The sequence below is a fragment of the Pseudomonadota bacterium genome (assembly GCA_027620075.1).
Taxonomy (GTDB): domain Bacteria; phylum Pseudomonadota; class Alphaproteobacteria; order Rickettsiales; family UBA6187; genus 1-14-0-20-39-49.
The window spans coordinates 150,682-170,011 of the sequence record JAQCEY010000002.1; the positions used below are offsets into that span (position 1 = coordinate 150,682).

18 protein-coding genes are annotated in these 19,330 nt (G+C 40.1%); 7 read left to right on the forward strand and 11 right to left on the reverse strand.

Annotation, left to right across the window (positions count from 1 at the left end; all coding sequences use genetic code 11):
* Nucleotides 1–221 precede the first annotated feature (221 nt).
* Nucleotides 222–1,511, reverse strand: a complete 1,290-nt coding sequence (locus O2942_03850; protein ID MDA0781381.1) for an anthranilate synthase component I family protein — start codon at nt 1,509–1,511, stop codon at nt 222–224.
* Between the two features lie 259 nt (nt 1,512–1,770).
* Here O2942_03850 and O2942_03855 point away from each other — a divergent pair, with 259 nt between their 5' ends.
* The 3 genes from O2942_03855 to O2942_03865 all read left to right on the forward strand — a co-directional run bounded on the left by O2942_03855 (nt 1,771) and on the right by O2942_03865 (nt 5,434).
* The gene (locus O2942_03855; GenBank protein MDA0781382.1) at nt 1,771–2,784 is read left to right on the forward strand and encodes an aspartate-semialdehyde dehydrogenase; all 1,014 of its coding nucleotides are present in this window, start codon (nt 1,771–1,773) and stop codon (nt 2,782–2,784) included.
* Nucleotides 2,785–2,847: 63 nt separating this feature from the next.
* The gene (locus O2942_03860; protein ID MDA0781383.1) at nt 2,848–4,650 is read left to right on the forward strand and encodes a pentapeptide repeat-containing protein; all 1,803 of its coding nucleotides are present in this window, start codon (nt 2,848–2,850) and stop codon (nt 4,648–4,650) included.
* Between the two features lie 4 nt (nt 4,651–4,654).
* A complete protein-coding gene (locus O2942_03865) occupies nt 4,655–5,434 on the forward strand; it encodes a 3-hydroxybutyrate dehydrogenase (GenBank protein ID MDA0781384.1) in 780 nt (259 codons plus the stop codon).
* On the opposite strand, the gene O2942_03870 is transcribed toward O2942_03865, so the two are convergent.
* The 6 genes from O2942_03870 to gatC all read right to left on the reverse strand — a co-directional run bounded on the left by O2942_03870 (nt 5,435) and on the right by gatC (nt 10,027).
* Entirely contained in the window at nt 5,435–5,818 is a 384-nt protein-coding gene (locus tag O2942_03870) for a hypothetical protein (protein MDA0781385.1), read from the reverse strand.
* A gap of 22 nt (nt 5,819–5,840) precedes the next feature.
* Complete coding sequence (gatB, locus tag O2942_03875; GenBank protein MDA0781386.1) at nt 5,841–7,298, reverse strand: Asp-tRNA(Asn)/Glu-tRNA(Gln) amidotransferase subunit GatB; 1,458 nt, start codon at nt 7,296–7,298, stop codon at nt 5,841–5,843.
* A 110-nt stretch (nt 7,299–7,408) separates the two neighbouring features.
* The gene (locus O2942_03880; GenBank protein MDA0781387.1) at nt 7,409–7,702 is read right to left on the reverse strand and encodes a GIY-YIG nuclease family protein; all 294 of its coding nucleotides are present in this window, start codon (nt 7,700–7,702) and stop codon (nt 7,409–7,411) included.
* A gap of 72 nt (nt 7,703–7,774) precedes the next feature.
* Nucleotides 7,775–8,131, reverse strand: a complete 357-nt coding sequence (locus tag O2942_03885; GenBank protein MDA0781388.1) for a hypothetical protein — start codon at nt 8,129–8,131, stop codon at nt 7,775–7,777.
* A gap of 62 nt (nt 8,132–8,193) precedes the next feature.
* The gene (gene gatA / locus O2942_03890; GenBank protein MDA0781389.1) at nt 8,194–9,651 is read right to left on the reverse strand and encodes an Asp-tRNA(Asn)/Glu-tRNA(Gln) amidotransferase subunit GatA; all 1,458 of its coding nucleotides are present in this window, start codon (nt 9,649–9,651) and stop codon (nt 8,194–8,196) included.
* Nucleotides 9,652–9,739: 88 nt separating this feature from the next.
* On the reverse strand, nt 9,740–10,027 hold the full coding sequence (gene gatC, locus O2942_03895) for an Asp-tRNA(Asn)/Glu-tRNA(Gln) amidotransferase subunit GatC (GenBank protein ID MDA0781390.1): 288 nt from the start codon (nt 10,025–10,027) through the stop codon (nt 9,740–9,742).
* 70 nt (nt 10,028–10,097) lie between these two features.
* On the opposite strand from gatC, the gene ruvX reads away from it, so the two are divergent.
* From ruvX to O2942_03910, 3 genes are all read left to right on the forward strand, one after another.
* On the forward strand, nt 10,098–10,553 hold the full coding sequence (gene ruvX / locus O2942_03900; protein ID MDA0781391.1) for a Holliday junction resolvase RuvX: 456 nt from the start codon (nt 10,098–10,100) through the stop codon (nt 10,551–10,553).
* A 152-nt stretch (nt 10,554–10,705) separates the two neighbouring features.
* Nucleotides 10,706–11,572, forward strand: coding sequence for a hypothetical protein (locus O2942_03905; protein MDA0781392.1), 867 nt, complete (start codon nt 10,706–10,708; stop codon nt 11,570–11,572).
* Between the two features lie 161 nt (nt 11,573–11,733).
* A complete protein-coding gene (locus O2942_03910; GenBank protein ID MDA0781393.1) occupies nt 11,734–12,711 on the forward strand; it encodes a hypothetical protein in 978 nt (325 codons plus the stop codon).
* A gap of 6 nt (nt 12,712–12,717) precedes the next feature.
* Here the strand turns inward: O2942_03910 and O2942_03915 are convergent, their stop codons facing one another.
* A complete protein-coding gene (locus O2942_03915; protein ID MDA0781394.1) occupies nt 12,718–13,695 on the reverse strand; it encodes a rhodanese-related sulfurtransferase in 978 nt (325 codons plus the stop codon).
* A gap of 423 nt (nt 13,696–14,118) precedes the next feature.
* Here O2942_03915 and O2942_03920 point away from each other — a divergent pair, with 423 nt between their 5' ends.
* Nucleotides 14,119–15,726 (forward strand): calcium-binding protein, encoded by a 1,608-nt coding sequence (locus O2942_03920; protein MDA0781395.1) that lies wholly within the window; start codon nt 14,119–14,121, stop codon nt 15,724–15,726.
* Between the two features lie 54 nt (nt 15,727–15,780).
* Here O2942_03920 and O2942_03925 read toward each other — a convergent pair whose 3' ends face one another.
* The 3 genes from O2942_03925 to O2942_03935 all read right to left on the reverse strand — a co-directional run bounded on the left by O2942_03925 (nt 15,781) and on the right by O2942_03935 (nt 19,310).
* Nucleotides 15,781–16,617, reverse strand: coding sequence for a prepilin-type N-terminal cleavage/methylation domain-containing protein (locus O2942_03925; protein ID MDA0781396.1), 837 nt, complete (start codon nt 16,615–16,617; stop codon nt 15,781–15,783).
* Nucleotides 16,618–16,880: 263 nt separating this feature from the next.
* Nucleotides 16,881–17,921 (reverse strand): lipid A deacylase LpxR family protein, encoded by a 1,041-nt coding sequence (locus tag O2942_03930; protein MDA0781397.1) that lies wholly within the window; start codon nt 17,919–17,921, stop codon nt 16,881–16,883.
* Between the two features lie 528 nt (nt 17,922–18,449).
* Nucleotides 18,450–19,310, reverse strand: coding sequence for an FTR1 family protein (locus O2942_03935; GenBank protein ID MDA0781398.1), 861 nt, complete (start codon nt 19,308–19,310; stop codon nt 18,450–18,452).
* Nucleotides 19,311–19,330 lie beyond the last annotated feature (20 nt).

A 19,330-nucleotide genomic window follows, 5' to 3' on the forward strand; every position in this document is an offset into this window, starting at 1 on the left:
TTATTGATACAATAAAATTATTAGGGCTATGATAAAAACTAGGGAAGCTCCCGATAAAAAAATTAAGAAGAAAATACTTAGTAGATAATGTTCGGTTTCAGTTATTCTTAGATTTTATCCTAGCCTTAATTAAAAGATAAAAAAATAACAACACTCCAATTCCTTCAGTTCGAAAAATACACCTCCTCAAAAGGGAGGTGTTTTTTTATAATTTTTAGAAATTAAATTACTTTTAATTTTTCAATATTTATGCCCAACACCCTTGACATTGCTTTGGCTTTTAAAATAGATTCTTCAAACTCTTTTTCCGCACAAGAATCGGCAACAATTGCCCCTCCCACCTGAAACTCGAATTTATTATCTTCAATGATGATAGTTCTTATCACTACGGATAGGTCGGCACTGCCGTCCCCTCCAAAAATGCCTATCGCACCTGAATAAACACCTCTTCTTACTTTTTCCAGTTCAGAGCATAACTGCATGGCTTTTATTTTCGGTGCACCGGTCATAGAACCGGGAGGGAAGCACCCTTTTATCAAATCCGTTGTACTGCAACCCTGTTTTTTTATGCCTTTTACCGTTGATGCCATATGATGTACGGTAGCATAAGATGTCACCTCGAATAATCCTTCAACCTTTACCGAGCCTTCTTCGCAGTGGCGTGAAATATCGTTGCGGCTCAAGTCTACTATCATCAGGTTTTCAGCTCTGTCTTTTTCGCTCATCTGTAGTTTTTTCTTAGACTCCCTGTCTTTTTCTGCATCATCAAAGCGTGGGGCGGAACCTTTTATAGGTCTTGTGTCAACATCACCCTCGGCACTTACATGCACGAACCTTTCAGGGCTTGAAGAGATAATAAATCTGTTATCCAGTTTTAATATGGCAGAATATGGAGCGGGGCTTACTTTGCAAAGTTCCGTAAAAATATCGACAGGCTGTGCGTTTTTAATTTCACCATAGAATTTTCGGGTCAAATTAGCCTGATAAAGATCGCCTCTATATATTACGTCTTTTATATAATCGACCTTTTTAAGATATTCATCTTTAGTCATATTAGAAGCGGTATTAACTATCGTATGATTCAATATAGCGGTCTTTGACGGAGCCGGTACATAATTTAACATCTCCTCGGACTGTCCCCATATGTCTATACGTTTCTTTTTATGGTCGAATATAAGTAAAAGCCCGAAATTAATCATCCACATATCCGGCATGTTGATGAAGAACCCTTCATCTTGAGTTAATTTTTCCAGAGAGTTTTTCAGCCCGTAACCAAGATAACCAAGCCATGCGTTTTCGATTTCACTCTTATCGCTTGATAGGGCTTTTTCAAGCTCACTAAAATCCGATGATGTTATTTGTCTTTGCGGTTTCATTACCAGAATTGAGCGTGTGCCTGTAAAATCATTTTTCAGACCGGAATAGAGCATAATCCAGTTTTCTTGTTCATTTTTCAATGATGAAACTATGTCTAAAGGCTCTTGCCATGATATTGTTTTTAAAAGACGCATAAATAATGCTTACAAAATATTATAATACAACTTGTCACCCCTGCTAGCCTTTTGAGGGTCTTATGCACGTTAAGAGATGCTGAAATACAAGCATGACACGGTTAGTTTATTTACACCGAATATATTACAAAATCAAATTTATAATAAAATTCGGTTATTTTCATAATCAAAAATTCTTGGGTCATAGTCGCTATAATTCTTGCAAAATATGACAAAAAACAATATACAGGCACTACTTAAAAATATAAGGATTTACATAATGTCATACAAAATAGCGGTAGCCGGTGCTACGGGTAATGTCGGAAGGGAAATATTGAGCATTTTATGGGAACGTAAATTCCCTGTTTCCGAAGTGGTTGCACTTGCCTCAAAGAATTCAAAAGGTCAGAATGTCAGCTTTGGTGATACGAAGATATTAAAGGCTCAGGTTCTGGATGATTATGATTTTACCGGTACGGACATTGCGTTATTTTCACCCGGCGGTGCGGTATCTGCAATTCATGCTCCGCGTGCTGCCAAGGCAGGTTGTGTCGTGATAGATAATACTTCATATTTCCGTATGGATCCGGACGTGCCTTTGGTTGTGCCTGAGGTTAACCCTGATGCTATTGCCGATTATAAGAAAAAAAATATAATAGCAAACCCTAACTGTTCTACCATACAGATGCTTGTTGCGTTAAAGCCGTTACATGACGTATCAAGGATAAAAAGGATAGTGGTGTCTACATATCAATCGGTCTCAGGTGCGGGCAAGTCTGCAATGGACGAGTTGTTCAACCAGACTAAGGGTATTTACATGAACCAAAAATTACCTCCGATAAATTTTTCACGCCAGATGGCATTTAACGTAATTCCGCAAATAGATGTTTTTGCCGATGATGACTATACGAAGGAAGAGTTAAAAATGGTTAATGAGACTCACAAGATACTTGACCCTAATATAGGTGTTAGCGTTACTTGTGTGAGGGTTCCGGTATTTAACTGCCATGCCGAATCTATAAATATAGAGTTTGAAAGCCCTATGGAAGTCGCAACGGCAAGGGAAATCCTGCGTGAGGCAAGCGGTGTAACCGTTATTGACAACCCTATTGAAGGTCATTATGCAACCCCTATAGAGTGTGCAAGGGAAGATGATGTTTTTGTTTCACGCATAAGAAAAGACAAAACAGTTGAAAATGGTCTTAACATTTGGGTAGTTTCTGATAATGTAAGAAAAGGGGCTGCGTTAAATGCCGTACAGATAGCGGAAAAACTTATAGAAAGTTATTTATAATATATATAAACTCTAAAGTGCATTTAACGAAAACACCATATAATGTTATTTGGACAAAAGAGTATGAATTTATATATAAGAATTTTATTTTTTAGTTTTGCGGTTATTCTTTTTAAGCCGGACTTCTCATATGCCCGTCCTACTGTTGAGGAAATAGAGGAATTTATTTTCGAGCAGCGTAAACTAAATAAGACCCCCGACCTTATTAAAAAGTTCGGTACTGATTTTACGGAACTTTTCTTATCCAGCACAGACCTTAGCGGAGTTAATTTAAGCGGGGCAAATTTGCGTGAGGCAAGTTTATACGGAGCTAACCTTAGTAATGCTAATTTATCAAAGGTGAACCTTATCGAATCCGACCTTACATCGGCTAACCTTAATGGCGCGGACTTTTCATATACCGACCTTACCAACTGTGATATCCGAGAATCCACTGCCGAAAATACTAACTTCCGGCATTCAAAGTTAAAGAACGTATCATTTTTTAACAGCAAGCTGAACAAGGCTGATTTTTATAAGGCAAATCTTGAAAATATAAAGCTTCATGGTTCCGAATTAAAGGGCGTTAACTTTAATGAGGCAAACATGTACGGAGCCGACCTCAAAGAATCTAATCTGGAGAGGGCTAATTTTGTCGATGCGTATTTGGAAAGTTCGGACTTTCAGGGAGCAAGGGCGTTTTATACTAACTTTAAATCCGCCGATATGACGGGAGCTTTGATATCGCGGGCAAAGTTCTACAAGGCAAATTTAAGCAATACTCAGATTACCGATACGATTGCGTATTATTCTATTTTCCAAAGCTCCGACATGTCTGAAAGTGACTTAAGCAGATCAAATTTTTCCGGCTCTAATATAAAGTCTGTGAATTTACGTAAAGCTATCGCTAACAAAACCGATTTTACAGGTGCTAACCTTGAGGATTCAAATTTACTTTTTTTACAGGCAGTCGAGTCTGAGTTTAAAAGTGCAAACATGACCAGAACAAAGCTTGCCGGAGCTAATCTTGAGAAGTCTTCATTTTATGAAACTATTTTACGTCTTTCCGATCTTACAAATGCGAATTTAAAATCGGTAAGTTTTGACAAGACCGATTTAAGGTCGGTCAATTTAAAGGACAGTGACTTGAGGCAAGCTGCAATATGGAACTCCGACCTTATAGGAGCAAAGTTTGATAACTCTAACCTTCAGGGAGCGAACGTACGCTATTCTAACTTTGCAAAAACAGATATTTCAAACTCTAATCTTAAGAATATGTTATTGTTTAGTACTATGGGTCTTGAGACCAGAATCAAAGAGTTGCAGGAACTTGGCGTATTCACCTCCGTAAAAGATATAGAGAAGGCCTTACAAGAAAAGAAGGATCTATCTTATATGAATATGGAAGATCTTGACTTAACGGGTATAAATTTAAGCGGTGCTAATCTTTCTTACGGATTATTTGAGAAAACCAATTTTACGGACGCTATCTTAAATCAGGTTAATTTCAAAGGTGCGGATCTTTCCAGAGCTAATCTGGAAAAGGCAACCATACAAATGGCTAATTTTGAGGATGCCATACTAAACAGAACCTACATGCGCGGTTCCAAGCTGGACAAAGCAAATTTTACTAACGCTGACATGAGGGGAGCCGAGTTATGGCGTTCAAGCCTTGTCGGAGCGAATTTTACTAACACCAACCTTGAGGGTACTAACCTGATACAGAGCAATTTATATAAGGCACAGTTTGTAAACACTCGTATGCACAGAACGGATACCAGCGGAGCTATCCTATATAAAGCTACTTTAAAGGACGTTAGGGGCATTACTAAGAACGGTCTTGAGCAGATAATTGTACGGACTAAAGTAAAACCGAAACTTGATTAATGATATGGCAAAAAACAAAACTGCATTGATTACCGGTTCAACAAGCGGTATCGGACGGGGCATAGCGGAAGTTATGGCTCAAAACGGATATAACATTGTTATAAACGGTTTTGGCGATGCGGAAGAAATTAAAGAATTACAAAAATCTCTCGAACAAAGCGGAATATCCACATTATATTCCGATGCCGATATGACCAAGCCTGAGCAGATTTATAAAATGGTTGATGATACGGTCAATAAGTTCGGCTCGATTGACCTGCTTGTAAACAACGCAGGCATACAGCATGTAGACAATATTGAAGATTTCCCTAATGAGAAATGGGACGCTATAATTGCTATAAACCTTTCTTCATCTTTTCATACTATAAAGGCTGCCGTTCCTTATATGCAAAAGCAGAATTTCGGTCGCATAGTGAATATAGCTTCTGCACACGGTTTAGTGGCCTCACCGAAAAAAGCCGCTTATGTTGCGGCAAAACACGGGATTATCGGTCTTACAAAGGTAGTTGCACTGGAAAATGCGGAATCTGAAATTACCTGCAATGCTATTTGCCCGGGCTGGGTATTAACCCGGCTTGTACAAAAACAGATAGATGCAATTGCCGCAAATGAAAATATATCCATAAAAGAGGCGGAAATAAAACTTCTCTCGGAAAAACAGCCTGCAAAGAAATTTGTTCAGGTTCACCAGATAGGTAACATGGTTAACTTTTTATGTACCCAAGAAGCCGGAACTATAACAGGCTCTTCAATATCGATAGATGGCGGCTGGACGGCAAAATAATTATCGTTCCGAATGTTGCCAACTTTCGATTTCTCTTCTTTCATCTTCCAGTTCCTGCCAATATCTTTTGGCAAGTTGCGGTGCATAATTTTCTGCATAAGAATAGTCGATACGGTTTTTTAATTTAGATAATGAAGAATGTGCCTCTTTCATACTAACTTCACCGCCTTTTTCATAGATGGATTTATCATAATCGGGAGATTCAATATCGACAAACTGATCAAAATCACTTTCTTTTGCGGTCAGGTCGCTGTTTTTTAAATTTTCAATATTCAACTGAACAGGCTCATTTTTTTGCCTGAGAATCATAGGTTTTGGTTTCTGCTTAGAAACCTCGCAGGAATGCAGTTTATTATACTCAAAAAGAACCTCGGGATGTGTCATAATATATACTCTGTTTGCAAGCCTAGGCAGCCAGCTTTTTCTTTAATATTTCGTTTACCACCTGTGGATTGGCTTTTCCTTGCGAAGCTTTCATGGTTTGTCCTACAAAGAACCCGAATAATTTATCCTTACCCGAACGGTATTGTTCAACTTTATCCTGATTTGAGTCTAATATCTCGTCTATCATTTGTTCTATAGCACCCGTATCGGTAACTTGTTTAAGACCTTTTTCCTCAACTATAGAATCTGCGTCCTTACCGGTTTCATACATGATGGCAAAAACTTCCTTGGCTATCTTGCCGGATATCGTATTATCCTTAATAAGATCAAGAAGACCGCCTAATTGCTTAGCTGAAACAGGAGAGTCCTCAATATCATTACCGCCTTTTTTCAAAGCACCGAACAATTCCCCCGTCACCCAGTTAGCGGCAAGTTTAGGGTCGTGTCCTTTTGCCACTTCCTCGAAATACTCTGCGGTCGTCTTATCGGCTACGATAACAGAAGCATCATAAGCTGAAAGCCCCATATGTATCACGTAACGTTCTTTTTTTTCGTCAGGCAATTCCGGCAGTGTATCACGCAATTTTTGTACATATTCTTCTGTAAGCTCTAAAGGAAGTAAATCAGGGTCGGGGAAGTAGCGATAGTCATGAGCATCTTCCTTGCTTCTCATTGTTCTTGTTTCTCCCTTTACCGAATCAAAAAGACGTGTTTCCTGATCTATCTTGCCGCCTGTTTCATATGCTTCCACATGGCGGTTTGCCTCATATGCTATAGCCTGCTGTAAGAAACGCACCGAGTTGAGGTTTTTTATCTCACATCTGGTACGCAGCTCATCGGAACCTACGGGACGCACCGAAACGTTAGCGTCACAACGCATAGAGCCTTTCTCCATATCACCGTCACAAGTTCCCAGATAACGCAGAATAGTGCGTAATTTTTTCATATATTCGGCGGCTTCCTCACCCGAACGCATATCGGGTTTTGAAACTATCTCCATTAAAGCGATGCCAGAACGATTCAGGTCTATGAACGAGCTGTCGGGGGACTGGTCGTGCATTGATTTTCCTGCGTCCTGCTCAATATGGATACGCTCAACGCCTACTTCACGTGTGGAACCGTCTTTCATATCAAGCACAACAGTTCCCTCGCCCACTATGGGGTCGGAAAATTGCGATATCTGATATCCTTGCGGCAGGTCTGCATAAAAATAGTTTTTTCTGTCAAATATGGAGCGTAAATTTATTTTTGCCTTTAAGCCCAAACCGGTACGCACCGCCTGACGCACACATTCTTTATTTATCACCGGCAGCATTCCGGGCATAGCGGCATCTACAAGTGATACCTGCGTGTTCGGCTCCGCTCCGAAGAAAGTTGATGAGCCTGAGAATAATTTTGATTCCGAGGTTATCTGGGCATGTACTTCAAGTCCTATTACAATTTCCCAGTCGCCCGTATTTCCTTTAATAATCTGTGTCATAATATAGTTTCTAGTTATTGGTTATTATTAATTCGTTTTTTAAAACAGTCCCACATGTCACTCCCCGCTTTAATTGAGAGAAGATCCACGCATAAAGCGGGGATGACAGTTTAGGTTATTTTCGTATATAAATCTTCCCATGTCGGATTCATTTGTTCTATTACTTTTATTTTCCAATCTCTGCTCCGGCGTTTTAACCTTTTTTCTCTGTTTATTGCAACTTCCACTTCTTCAAACACTTCGTAATAGACAAGAGTTTTTGTATTATATTTTTTAGTAAAGCCTTCTACCACATTATTTTTATGCTCATAAACCCTTTTTACTAAATTTGATGTTACACCTGTATAAAAAACACCTTCTTTTTTATTTGTAAGAATATAAACATAATAATTCTTGCTGTTCATATAATTAACTTAAAAACTTGTCATCCCCGCTTTATGCGGGGATCTTCTGTCAATTTAACAAGATTCTCTTCTCTAATTTGTTTTGAATCCTACAGGAACGGTAAATTTTATCCTGCTGATAGTTTCCGTACTTTTTTCGTCTTCTTTGCCTTTTTCACCTTTCACGCCTCCCTTGGCGTTCACTACGAATATCTTAGCGTCCGCCGAAACCTCACCTGAAGTTTTACTGGTTTTGGTAGTTGAATCCATTACCTGTACGGCAATATCAAATGCGACTTCCTGTCTGTCCACCTCGTTTTCCACACGTGAATCATATGCAGAAGGAGCTATACATCCCTTTGAAGATTTATCTATCTCCTTACCGGCATCATAAACACCCTCTACTATATCAACCAGTGATTTTTTTATAAATGATTTAAGTTCAAGCATTTTTATGTCCTTTTTTTGTTGTCACCATGAAAGCCGCTATCAAGATAGCAGTTTAACCTTTCCTAAAGCCCCTTAAACTCGGCAGCCTTTTCTAACGTACCTGCTACCTTGAACAGCGTTTCCTCATCAAACGACCTTCCGATTAATTGTAATCCAAGCGGCAGACCTTCACTGTTCAAGCCTGTAGGGATTGACATTCCCGGCAATCCTGCCAAAGATGCAGGAACGGTGAAAACGTCATTTAAGTACATAGTTACAGGATCCATTTTTTCACCTGCTGCAAAAGCTGCCGTAGGGGTTGCCGGGGTCAGGATAACATCGCATTTTTTATAAGCATCGTCAAAATCCCTTGCTATCAGCGTACGTATTTTTTGTGCCTTCTTATAATACGCATCATAATATCCTGCCGATAACACATATGTGCCTATCATGAGACGGCGTTTTACCTCGTCACCGAAACCCTCGGAGCGTGTTGCCTCATACATTTCATCTAGTGACATACCTTTTTCAAGAACACGTAAACCATAGCGTACACCGTCATAGCGTGAAAGATTGGCGGAGGCTTCCGCAGGGGCGATAATATAATAGGTAGGCAATGCATATTTTGTATGCGGCAATGATATATCTACAATCTTTGCACCTGCCGCTTTTAGCATATTCTTGCCGTTTTCCCATAATTTCTCTATTTCAGGTGACATGCCGTCTTGATGGTATTCTTTAGGGATACCTATTTTCAAACCTTTGATATCTTTTCCCACCGCCTTGGAAAATCCCGGAGTTTCCATAGGGGTTGAGGTGGAATCTTTTTCATCATATCCGCAAATTGCTTCAAGCATTATGGAGGCATCTTTTACCGAACGTGTAAACACGCCTGCCTGATCAAGCGAGCTTGCAAAAGCTATCATGCCCCAGCGTGAACAGCGTCCGTATGTAGGCTTAATTCCCACATTGCCGCAAAATGCCGCAGGCTGACGGATAGAACCACCCGTATCACTTCCCAACGCACCCATGCATAAGTGAGCCGAAACAGCCGCAGCAGAACCGCCAGACGAACCGCCCGGCACAAGGGCAGTATCATCACCTTTTCTTTTCCATGGGTTTTTTACAGAACCGTAATAGCTGTTAAGGTTACCCGAACCCATGGCAAATTCGTCCATATTAGTCTTACCCAGCATTACCGCACCTTGCGAAAACAAATTAGCCGTAACGGTTGATTCATAAGTAGGCGTGAACCCGTCCAAAATGTGCGAGCATGATGTTGACCTAACCCCTTTGGTGCAGAACAGGTCTTTTACACCTACAGGGATACCTTCTAATTTACCTACCTTGCCTTCTTTACGCCTTTTATCGGATTCCTTTGCCTGCTGTAAGGCTATTTCCGGTGTTTTGACCACGAACGCATTGAGGTCTTCTTTTTCCACTGCGTCTATATGGGTCTTTGTCAACTCTTCAGAGGTAAAGTCTCCATTCTTTAATCCGGCTAATGCTTCTGCTATTGTAAGTCTGTTTAGTTGTGTCATTATTTTTTCCTTGTTGTGTCACACTGAATTTATTTCAGTATCTCCTTTTAATTTCATTAGATGCTGAAACAAGTTCAGCATGACATTGCTATTCCACTACCTTAGGCACTACGAAATAGCCGTATTGACTGCTTGGAGCGTTTGCTAAAATATCATCACGGCAACCGCCGTCAGTTACTTTATCTTCACGGCTGGGTGACTGCATATTTACTACCGATGCCATAGGTGGAACTTTGTCGGTATTGACCTCCTGTAACTGCTCTATCCATTTCAGTATGTTTGAAAGTTCTTCTTGAAAATGTACTACTTTTTCATCTGTTAATTTGATTCGTGATAGTTTTGCTATCTTTCTTACTTCTTTTTCTGATAAAGACATGCTATTTTCTCTGTTTTTACAATAATAAGGGTAATATTTATTAATACTTATAGGCGATAAAATCAAGTAAATGATAACTATTAACACAAAAGAGTTCTTTGAACACATACAAAAAAGCGGTGCTTTGCTGGGTCTGGATATGGGAAAAGCCAAGATAGGGATTGCGATATGTGATGCCGAGCGTATTATCTCAAGCCCCATGGAGATATATCAGCGTCGCAATATGAGCAAGGATATGGGGCATTTAGGCAAGCTTTGTACTGATAACCGCATTGTTGCAATAGTTATCGGCTTGCCGTTGGAGATGGACGGCTCGGAAAATGAGAACTGCGAATCGGTGCGTAATTTTGCCGATAAGCTGAATAAGAAAACAGGTCTTCCAATATTGCTAAAAGATGAACGTATGTCAACTGCGGCGGCAACGCGTGCGTTATCTGAAACCGGCATGACACGCAAAAAACGGCAGGGATTGGACGATAAGGTGGCGGCAAGTATTATCTTGCAATCTGCTATTGAAACAAAATAAAAATCCCCATACTTAATAAAACATTTAAATTTTTTAATAAAAAACCAAATGAAAACTCAAGATATTTCTGCTTTTTTATGCTACAATGTCGTTTTATGTTTTAGCGGTAAAACAAGCGTAAGTTTTTAAATAAATACTATATAAATTGCTGCATGAGAGAAGATTATTTACTTTCGACGTTAAAATCAACTCAGCTTTTTGCTTCTGAGATGCAAGTCTCATACGACAATAGCAAGCAGCTATATATAGGTAAATTTGCTTCTGCCAGAGGTGAATATCTAATCGAAGGGCCTAACAGAGCCGAAGTTACATATGAGATGGATCGTCTTCTTCAGGAAGAATACCGTCTTATGCAAAAAGAGGTCACTAAAAAAAAATCATTCCAAGAACAGGTATCAAGCGGGCGTTCGAGGGGTAGCGGCGGTCGTAGCATGGGCGGGGAAACTGTCCACAAGATAGACGCAAGCGAGGCTAACAGGCTAAGTGCGTCAAGGGGCTTAACCGCTATTGATGTTGTAACCGGAGGTATGGCGTTAGTTGCAGGGCGTTATGTCGAAGCAGGTATAGCAGCCGCCTCATTAGTGCTTGGTGACTTTTTTGAAGGTGTAGAAAGTCTTTGGGACAAAACCGATAAAGTATATGCCGTTTCATTCGGCGGCGTGTTAATTACGGCAAGCACTCGCCGTCAGCTACGCAGAAAACTCTCCAGACAGAAACAAAAACGCCTTCAGCTTATAATGAACCATGTACGTAAAATGGGTCTTATCAAGGGTGCGTCAGATGGTCCTATTGAAAAATATAAGCGTGAGAATAATAAGATAAGACAATTACGCAAAAAGAAGGAAAAGGCGTTACAGCTCGGTCCTGAAAAATGGCGGAGAACGGTATCTCCACAAGGGCAGCAAACCGGCTGGAGATCAAGGACACTTGACCTGAGAGAGCGTATAAAGGGCAAAAAAGCCCTTGCCGAACAGCTATGGGTAGAACGTATAGGAACAAGAGAGAAACGCCTGAATTGAGAATTGCTTAATGTTATTATAGGCATTGTTCACTAAAAATCGTTTTTACGCTTTATATCAATATTTTCGAACAATATACTTATCATAATTTACTATCCTCTTGCGGAAAGCTAATTTTTTATGCTAGAATTTCAATTTCCAAAATTATGAGAAAGTAAGTTATGCCGCCAAAACCTCCCTTGCAAAGCAAAGATATAGCAAAAATTTTTTCATCTGTAAGGAACAGGCTTGACCCATCTAACACACAAGCGGCAGGTGATGATAAAAATAATGCAAATATAACGTCGCATATCGAATCACATATTGAAAAGAATTTTCCTATCACCGTAAAACCTCAGGGAGTGCATAGTGAACTTATGCAAAAGCAGAACTTTACTTCATTAGGGCAGGGAGGTTTTTTAGAAAGATTAGGTTTAGAGAGTTTTTCCCTACAAAAAAAAGCCGCTCCAAAACTAAGCTTTAGCCAAGAGTCTGCTATTATACAAAAGGGTATTGTGGGCAAGATAACGTTTGATAAAAATATTTCACCTCCGCATCGGAAAAAAGTAGTCGGAGCTATCGGGAATCTCATAAAAAGCAGTTCCACTTCTCCACTTGTGCGTGACGTACTTAGTTCAACGTCAAAAAGCAATTCGGTAAACAAAGTGTTTTTTATCGAAGATCCCCGCATTCTGCTTACTAATAACGATTCAATGTACGCTCCTCCTGCAAAAGCCGCATTGGTCTACAATGTCAATGAAGCCGTCCCCACACAAGATACGTTAAGATCATTTATACACTCATCTGCCTATGCTTTTCAGCATGATTTGATGAGTGGCGAAAAAACCCAAGGCGTATTTGATAGTAATGCACTAATCAGAGCTTTCGAAAGGGATTATTTTAACAATAATGGCAATCCTCAATTAGAGAACTTTGCTCGCAAAATATCCTCCGCACGCAATGCAAATCAGCCGAGCAGTCCTAATGTAAAAAAAGCATGTGAGATACACGCACAATTTGTTGAGGAAATGGCAATTGACCTTAAAGGCACAAAAGCGACCTTTCCGGCTATCGCAAAAAAAGTAGAGGAACTGCACGAGCGATATAATCGGTCACTTGCCCAATCAACCGGCAATGTAAATAAAATAATGGAACGCTAGTAAGCCTTAATTAGCGTACCGCTCCTGCTTCTTTTGTTTTTTTATCAACCTTCTTTTCGCTATTAAAGAAGCCATTTCACCGCCGATATGTTCTTCACCGTATTCTTTGGCTATGGCTATCTGTTTTTGTCTTTGGGCATAGCGTTTTCTTTGTTCATCTGATTTTTCATCGTAGCAATGGTGGCAGCTTACACCTTGGGTGTAGTATTCATGTTGTTTATCTTCTTGCGTGATAGGCATGCGACATGCAAAGCACTGGTCATACTGCCCCTGTGCCAGCCCGTGTTTTACTGCAACACGTGAATCGAATACAAAACATTCACCTTCCCATAAAGATTCATCTTCATCTACTTCTTCCAGATATTTTAGGATACCTCCTTCTAAATGGTAGACATCTTTAACACCAAGCTGCTTTAGGTATGCTGTAGATTTTTCGCACCTTATACCGCCCGTACAGAACATGGCAACCTTCTTGCCCTTGAACTTATCAAGGTTGTCCTGTGCGTATTTGGGAAACCGGCGGAAAGTATCTGTTTGCGGGTCAACTGCGTTTTTAAAAGTACCGATAGCGGTTTCATACTTATTTCTGGTATCGATAGTAACTACATCGGGGTTGCCTATAAGTGCATTCCAGTCTTTTGGTTTTACATATGTTCCGACTATATGTTGAGGGTCTATATCCTCAACACCCATAGTAACTATTTCTTTTTTCAAGCGTACTTTAGCACGGGCGAATGGGATTTTATCGGCATATGATTCTTTAGTTACTATGGCTGCAAGTCTTGGGTCTGATTTAATATATCGGTGCAGTGCCTTTATACCTTGTTCAGTAGATGCAACCGTTCCGTTTATCCCCTCACGGGCAAGCAGCAGGCTTCCTTTTACGTTATTATCTTTCATTGCCCTTAGGAGCGGCTCTTTAAGATCTTCAAAATCCGTTAGAGTGGCAAAGTGATACATTGCCGAAACGACATATTGTGACATAATAATAATCCTTATATAGCGAAATCCGGAACGTAAATCCGGAGCTTTACACGACCGCCTTATAACATTATCGAATCAGTTTGTCTAGTTTTTTTGGAAGGACATGTCATCCTCGAAAATTGGGGGGGGACGAGGATGACATTAACAAAGGCATAATTTCTATATAGTAAAAAATTATTGGTAGGTTTATAGCACACTTATCGCACATGTGTCAACAACTAATGTCATAAAATAATACATTTTTTACAGTTTTACGCACATTTTCCGGCATTCAATGCTACTTATAGCATACATAACCAAATAAATACCAATTAAAAAATGTAAATATATTAATTATTGCAATCATAAATATATACGATTAATTTATCAGCCCCTAGTCATGTTCGTCTGGGGGATTTTTAATTTTAATATAGGTAATTTTATATGGCATTTATTCCAGGTACAAACGGTAATGATGTTTTAAACGGAACCAATGATGATGATATCATACTTGGGTTAGACGGTGACGACTTAATATTAGGTCAGTTCGGATTTGAATATATCGACGGCGGTAACGGCAACGACACTGCGGACTATAGTTATTATAACGGAGGTATAAACTCAAGCCTTACATCAGGCGGTACTGATTTCCCTAACGATGCATCTCCGACAGGTATTGATGTTCTTGTTAATATAGAGAACCTTACCGGTTCTTTAGGTGATGATATACTTCAAGGTGATAACGGTGATAACGTTATCATGGGTCTTGACGGTAATGATATCATTTTGGGCGAAGGCGGTAATGATACGTTACTAGGCGGTGACGGTGACGATCTAATAAGAGGTGGTTTCGGCTTTGAATATATAGACGGCGGTAACGGTAACGATACTGTTGACTACACCTACTATAACGGCGGTATAGTAACAGACCTTAACACCGGAATTACCGACTTCCCTACCGATGCTTCCCCGACAGGTGTTGATACTCTTGTAAGCATTGAGAACGTGATAGGCTCAACAGGTGATGATATCATAAAAGGTGATTCGGGCAATAACGCACTTATAGGTGATGCCGGTGACGATCAATTATTTGGTGGCAACGGTGACGATATCCTTATAGGCGGTGAAGGTAACGATTGGATTCAGGGCGGCTTCGGTTTTGAATACATTGATGGCGGTAACGGCATTGATACGGTTGATTACAGTTATTATAACGGCGGTATAAGTTCAAGTTTAATAGGTGGGTTCACTGACTTCCCTAATGACGGATCTTCAACTAATGTAGATGTGCTTATCGGAATCGAAAACCTGAACGGCTCTTTGGGTGATGATATTCTTCAGGGCGATAACGGTGATAACGTTATTCAGGGTCTTGACGGAAATGATATCATTTTAGGCGAAGGCGGTAACGATACGTTATTAGGCGGTGCCGGTGATGACTGGATTCAGGGCGGTTTCGGCTTTGAGCATATTGACGGCGGTACAGGTAACGACACTGTTGATTACAGCTATTATAACGGCGGTGTTGACACAAACCTTACTACGGGCATTACCGATTTTCCTAATGATGCTTCCCCGACAGGTGTTGACACTCTTGTCAGCATTGAGAATGTTGTAGGCTCGGGCGGTAATGACAATATTACAGGCAACTCTGATAACAACATGCTTTTAGGCGGAGAAGGAAACGATTCCATCTTCGGAAAAGACGGTGATGACGTATTACTTGGAGAAAACGGCAACGATATACTTGTTGGCGGTTTAGGTTCGGACATACTTTCAGGCGGTGCGGGAGATGATATATTCAAATTTACCTCATTATCCGATTCAGGTGCAGGTTCATTTGATTTCATATCCGACTTTACGAAGGGAGAGGACTTAATAGACGTTAGCGGTTTAGGGTTTACCGGTATTAATAACGTAGTACCTTTCGGTACTCAGTTAGCGTTCTATTATGACGGCGTTAATGATATTACCGCAGTATTATCTACGGGTAGCTTCGCCTTTATCTTAGACGGCAATGTTGCTTTAGATAATTCGGACTTTATCGTATAACGACTTTTATTTTTCTAAGGAAAAAGCCCCTATGATAAATAGGGGCTTTTTTTACTAATAACCCCTATACCTAAAAACAGGCACACATGTAACTTCATCAAATCCCACGTTATATTGTGCCGTATCATCATATGATGCAGCACCACTTGCCGTACAATTACCTGAGGTTGGGATTTGTGCATAAGACGGATTGTGGGGTAGGGAACTATGCCAGTGCAGCGTATTATTGACTCCAACATAGCCTTCAACTATCACCCAACCTGTAGCGGGTATTCCATCATCAATTTTATTGTCAACAGAAAATGTCTGTTTAGGAGTCAATGAAGGAGCAACCCCATAATTTCCCCAAGATGAATCTGAAGCTCCCAGAACATATTGATGCCCCTGCCACTGCAACCTGTTATAGACCCCCCAATGAGAACCCATATCACTAAGCGGTAACACCCGTTCTCTTTCAGTCTCGGTCATATTGGTACTAACTCCGACGGTAGTATATGGTGCAGGTAATAACTCGCTGGCATTTTGTCCTAAATGCACCCAAAAATTCCAGCACTCACCATCATGACCATTACCTGAATTATTTGGTGAAACGATATTTTTGTCCCCGTTACCATTTTGAATGCCCGGCCAATAATTACTAGCATTACTCATATCGCCGGGGAGAGCGTTATATTCCAATCTGAAAGTATTATATGCAGTATCAAATTTCTCAACATCAGATATTATCGAGCGAAGTTTTGTCTGTTCAACTAATTTTCCACCCCCAACAACACCGGCTACAATAAGCCCTATAATTACAATAACTACAGACAACTCAATCAGAGTAAAGCCTTCCTCAACTCTTATATTCCGCCATTTTATCATCCGTCTCTGAAGATAACTAAAATGCATAATTTGTCCATTATATAGTATTTTTACTTTTTAAGAGTTAAATTTGTCATCCGCAACTTGTTCGGAGATCTCTATAAATTTAAATAAGATTCCCCTATAATTTGCTTCGTAAATTCATAGGGATGAAAGCATTGTTCAAAAGTGCAAATACTATATTCTAAACCATGTAAATATTACAAGCTTTTTTAAATGTTTATTAAAGTTTATACATAAGAACACTAAAGTTCTTTTTGCCATTGAAAGGTTTTTGCGTTTCCTTCCCATCAAAAGTTATACCCTATGCTTACAGCTCCGAATATCGAATCCTTATTCTGATCTTCGAATTCTTTGGTGCGGTAAACGGTGGTATAGCTGATACGGGCATTCCCTACGGTGAAAGAAACGCCCGCACTTGCATCGAGGACAAAATATTCTTTGTCAATGCTGTGTGAATCGGCAAACGTATTGCCGTCCAAGAATATATTTCTTGCGATAGCACGCCCTTCTACTCCTGCGAAAAGCTGCCAGTCAAATTTGGCAGGGGTCGGGAAATATCCCGTTCCCGGCATTGACGGCTTTACAAGCAACGGCTTGTCCTGCAATCTATTATTTTTATGAGAGAATTTTATTATACCTCCTGTGTTGGCATAGGTATATACATTCCCTAATGAAAACCCGAAATGCGGTTCAATAGCGGCAACATAATTGCCAAGCTCGGCAGATAAAGCCTCCGGCCATCTACGCTGCCACGCAAGTATTAAACCCGGCTCATTTTTAAGCTGATTGTCCCACCCCTTAGGCTCGGGACTTTCTATAAGCTTATGAACGCCTTTTTGTCCCTCTTCTCCCAATGCTAACGGTCCTATTACACCTAGGGTAACTTCATAATCATCAACATAATTGTCTTTAATGGTTACCATTGCCATAGAGCCGTAAAGGAATGCCGCCCACGGACGGTCTGAATCGTCCTGAGCGACCTTATCAATTCTATCCGGTGTGTACATACTTTGTCCTATCGAGTAAGAAACCGATGTAACATCATTTATCTCTAGCCAGGGAAATATTTTCTCCAGATTTTCCGTAACTCCGGGCGGCTTCTTACCCAGTTCAAACCAACTAAGCCGGATTCCTGAAGTGTAGTTCTGGTCTGTTCCTGCTCCGAACAGGTCGTTTTCTACCGTTAAAGTGAAATAGCCGCGGTCTTTTTTAGATTTTATATTATTATTTACAACCTCTTCAAGGCTCGGGTTGTCCTGTGCAAATGCACGTGAACACGCCAATACGCTCAGGATATTTAATATTAAGAATGTTTGTGTGAATCTCATACCTTGGTTATAATCTAATTTACACAGTAAACAAATATAATTTTTAACCGCCGCATGAAAACAGCAGATATTTCGGCTACAAATAATAATATTATTTAAGCTCTACTTGAGAGGGCGAATTTTTGGCTAAAAACCACTAAATATTGTGGTTTCAAAAAAGTTATCCACATCCTTTTGTTGAAAAAGTATAAATTTTCTATACTAGATGTTGACATATATAACATCAGCTTATACTATATGTGCATAGGCTTTCGGTTGTTATCCTACTTTGCACTCCTTATGTATCTCCCTTGCGTTCAAAGTTCTAACCGGAAGCCTCCCTTTTCTTGGAAATCAAAGAAATTCAGCATTTTTTATACAAAGTTAACGGAAGTTGTCTTTAACGGTTAATAATCGCTAAGGCGATTTGGGGGGATTGTATTGTCAATAAATTTAGAAATACTATAACTGTATTTTGTAATGTGGAACTCGTTTGAGGCATCTCATAATAATTGCATATAAGATGCCTCAAAAATTAACACAACTAACTTAAGCCGTACCGGTTACGGCATTCTTGCCTTTGGAACGCTTACGGTTGATAAGTTGTTTTGCCGCCACAAGTATAACCAACGTACCTATATAAAATACCAATTGTATCGCATATGGTTTGGCGGTATAGCCGAAAAGGGCGTGTATTATCTGACCCAATAAACTCTCATTGCTTAGTATAAAGGACGAATCCCACACTGTGAACGCCATTGACTCGAACCAGCCCGCACTTGCCAGATATTTAGCGGCAGATGCAGACATTCCGGCACATAAAAACATCAATAACCATGTGGTAACACCGAAAACATGTTTAGGAGATATCCTCAATAGTCCGAAATACATAGCACCGCCAAGAATCGTACCGGCAAAAAGACCCAATACCGCACCCGATATAATGCTGGACATTTCTTTCCCCGAAGCCATCATGCCATGTGTGAATAACACTATCTCCGCACCCTCTCTCAAGACAGCCAGAGCGATAACTACCGCTATAGTATATAAAGGAAGGTTGCCTTCAATAACTTCGTTGCTTACATGCCTTAGATGTGCCGTTAGTTCTCGGGCGTGTTTGCTCATCCAAAGTGCCGTAGCACCTATAACCGCTGATGCGGATAGCAATATAATTGCATTAAACAATTCCTGTCCCAGCCCTTCGGCGGCATTAGATATTGCCTGAGCGAAGAATGCAACGACAAGTGAGCCGAAAACACCCGCACCTAAACCTATCAATATCCATTTGTTACGCTGCTCAAGCTCTTTTGCCGCAACCATAACAACCCCTAATATTATCGCTATTTCCAGTATTTCACGGAAAATAACTATAAAAACAGGTATTACATCTGAATTTAAATATTCAAGCATTTTAACCTTCCTTAATAAAT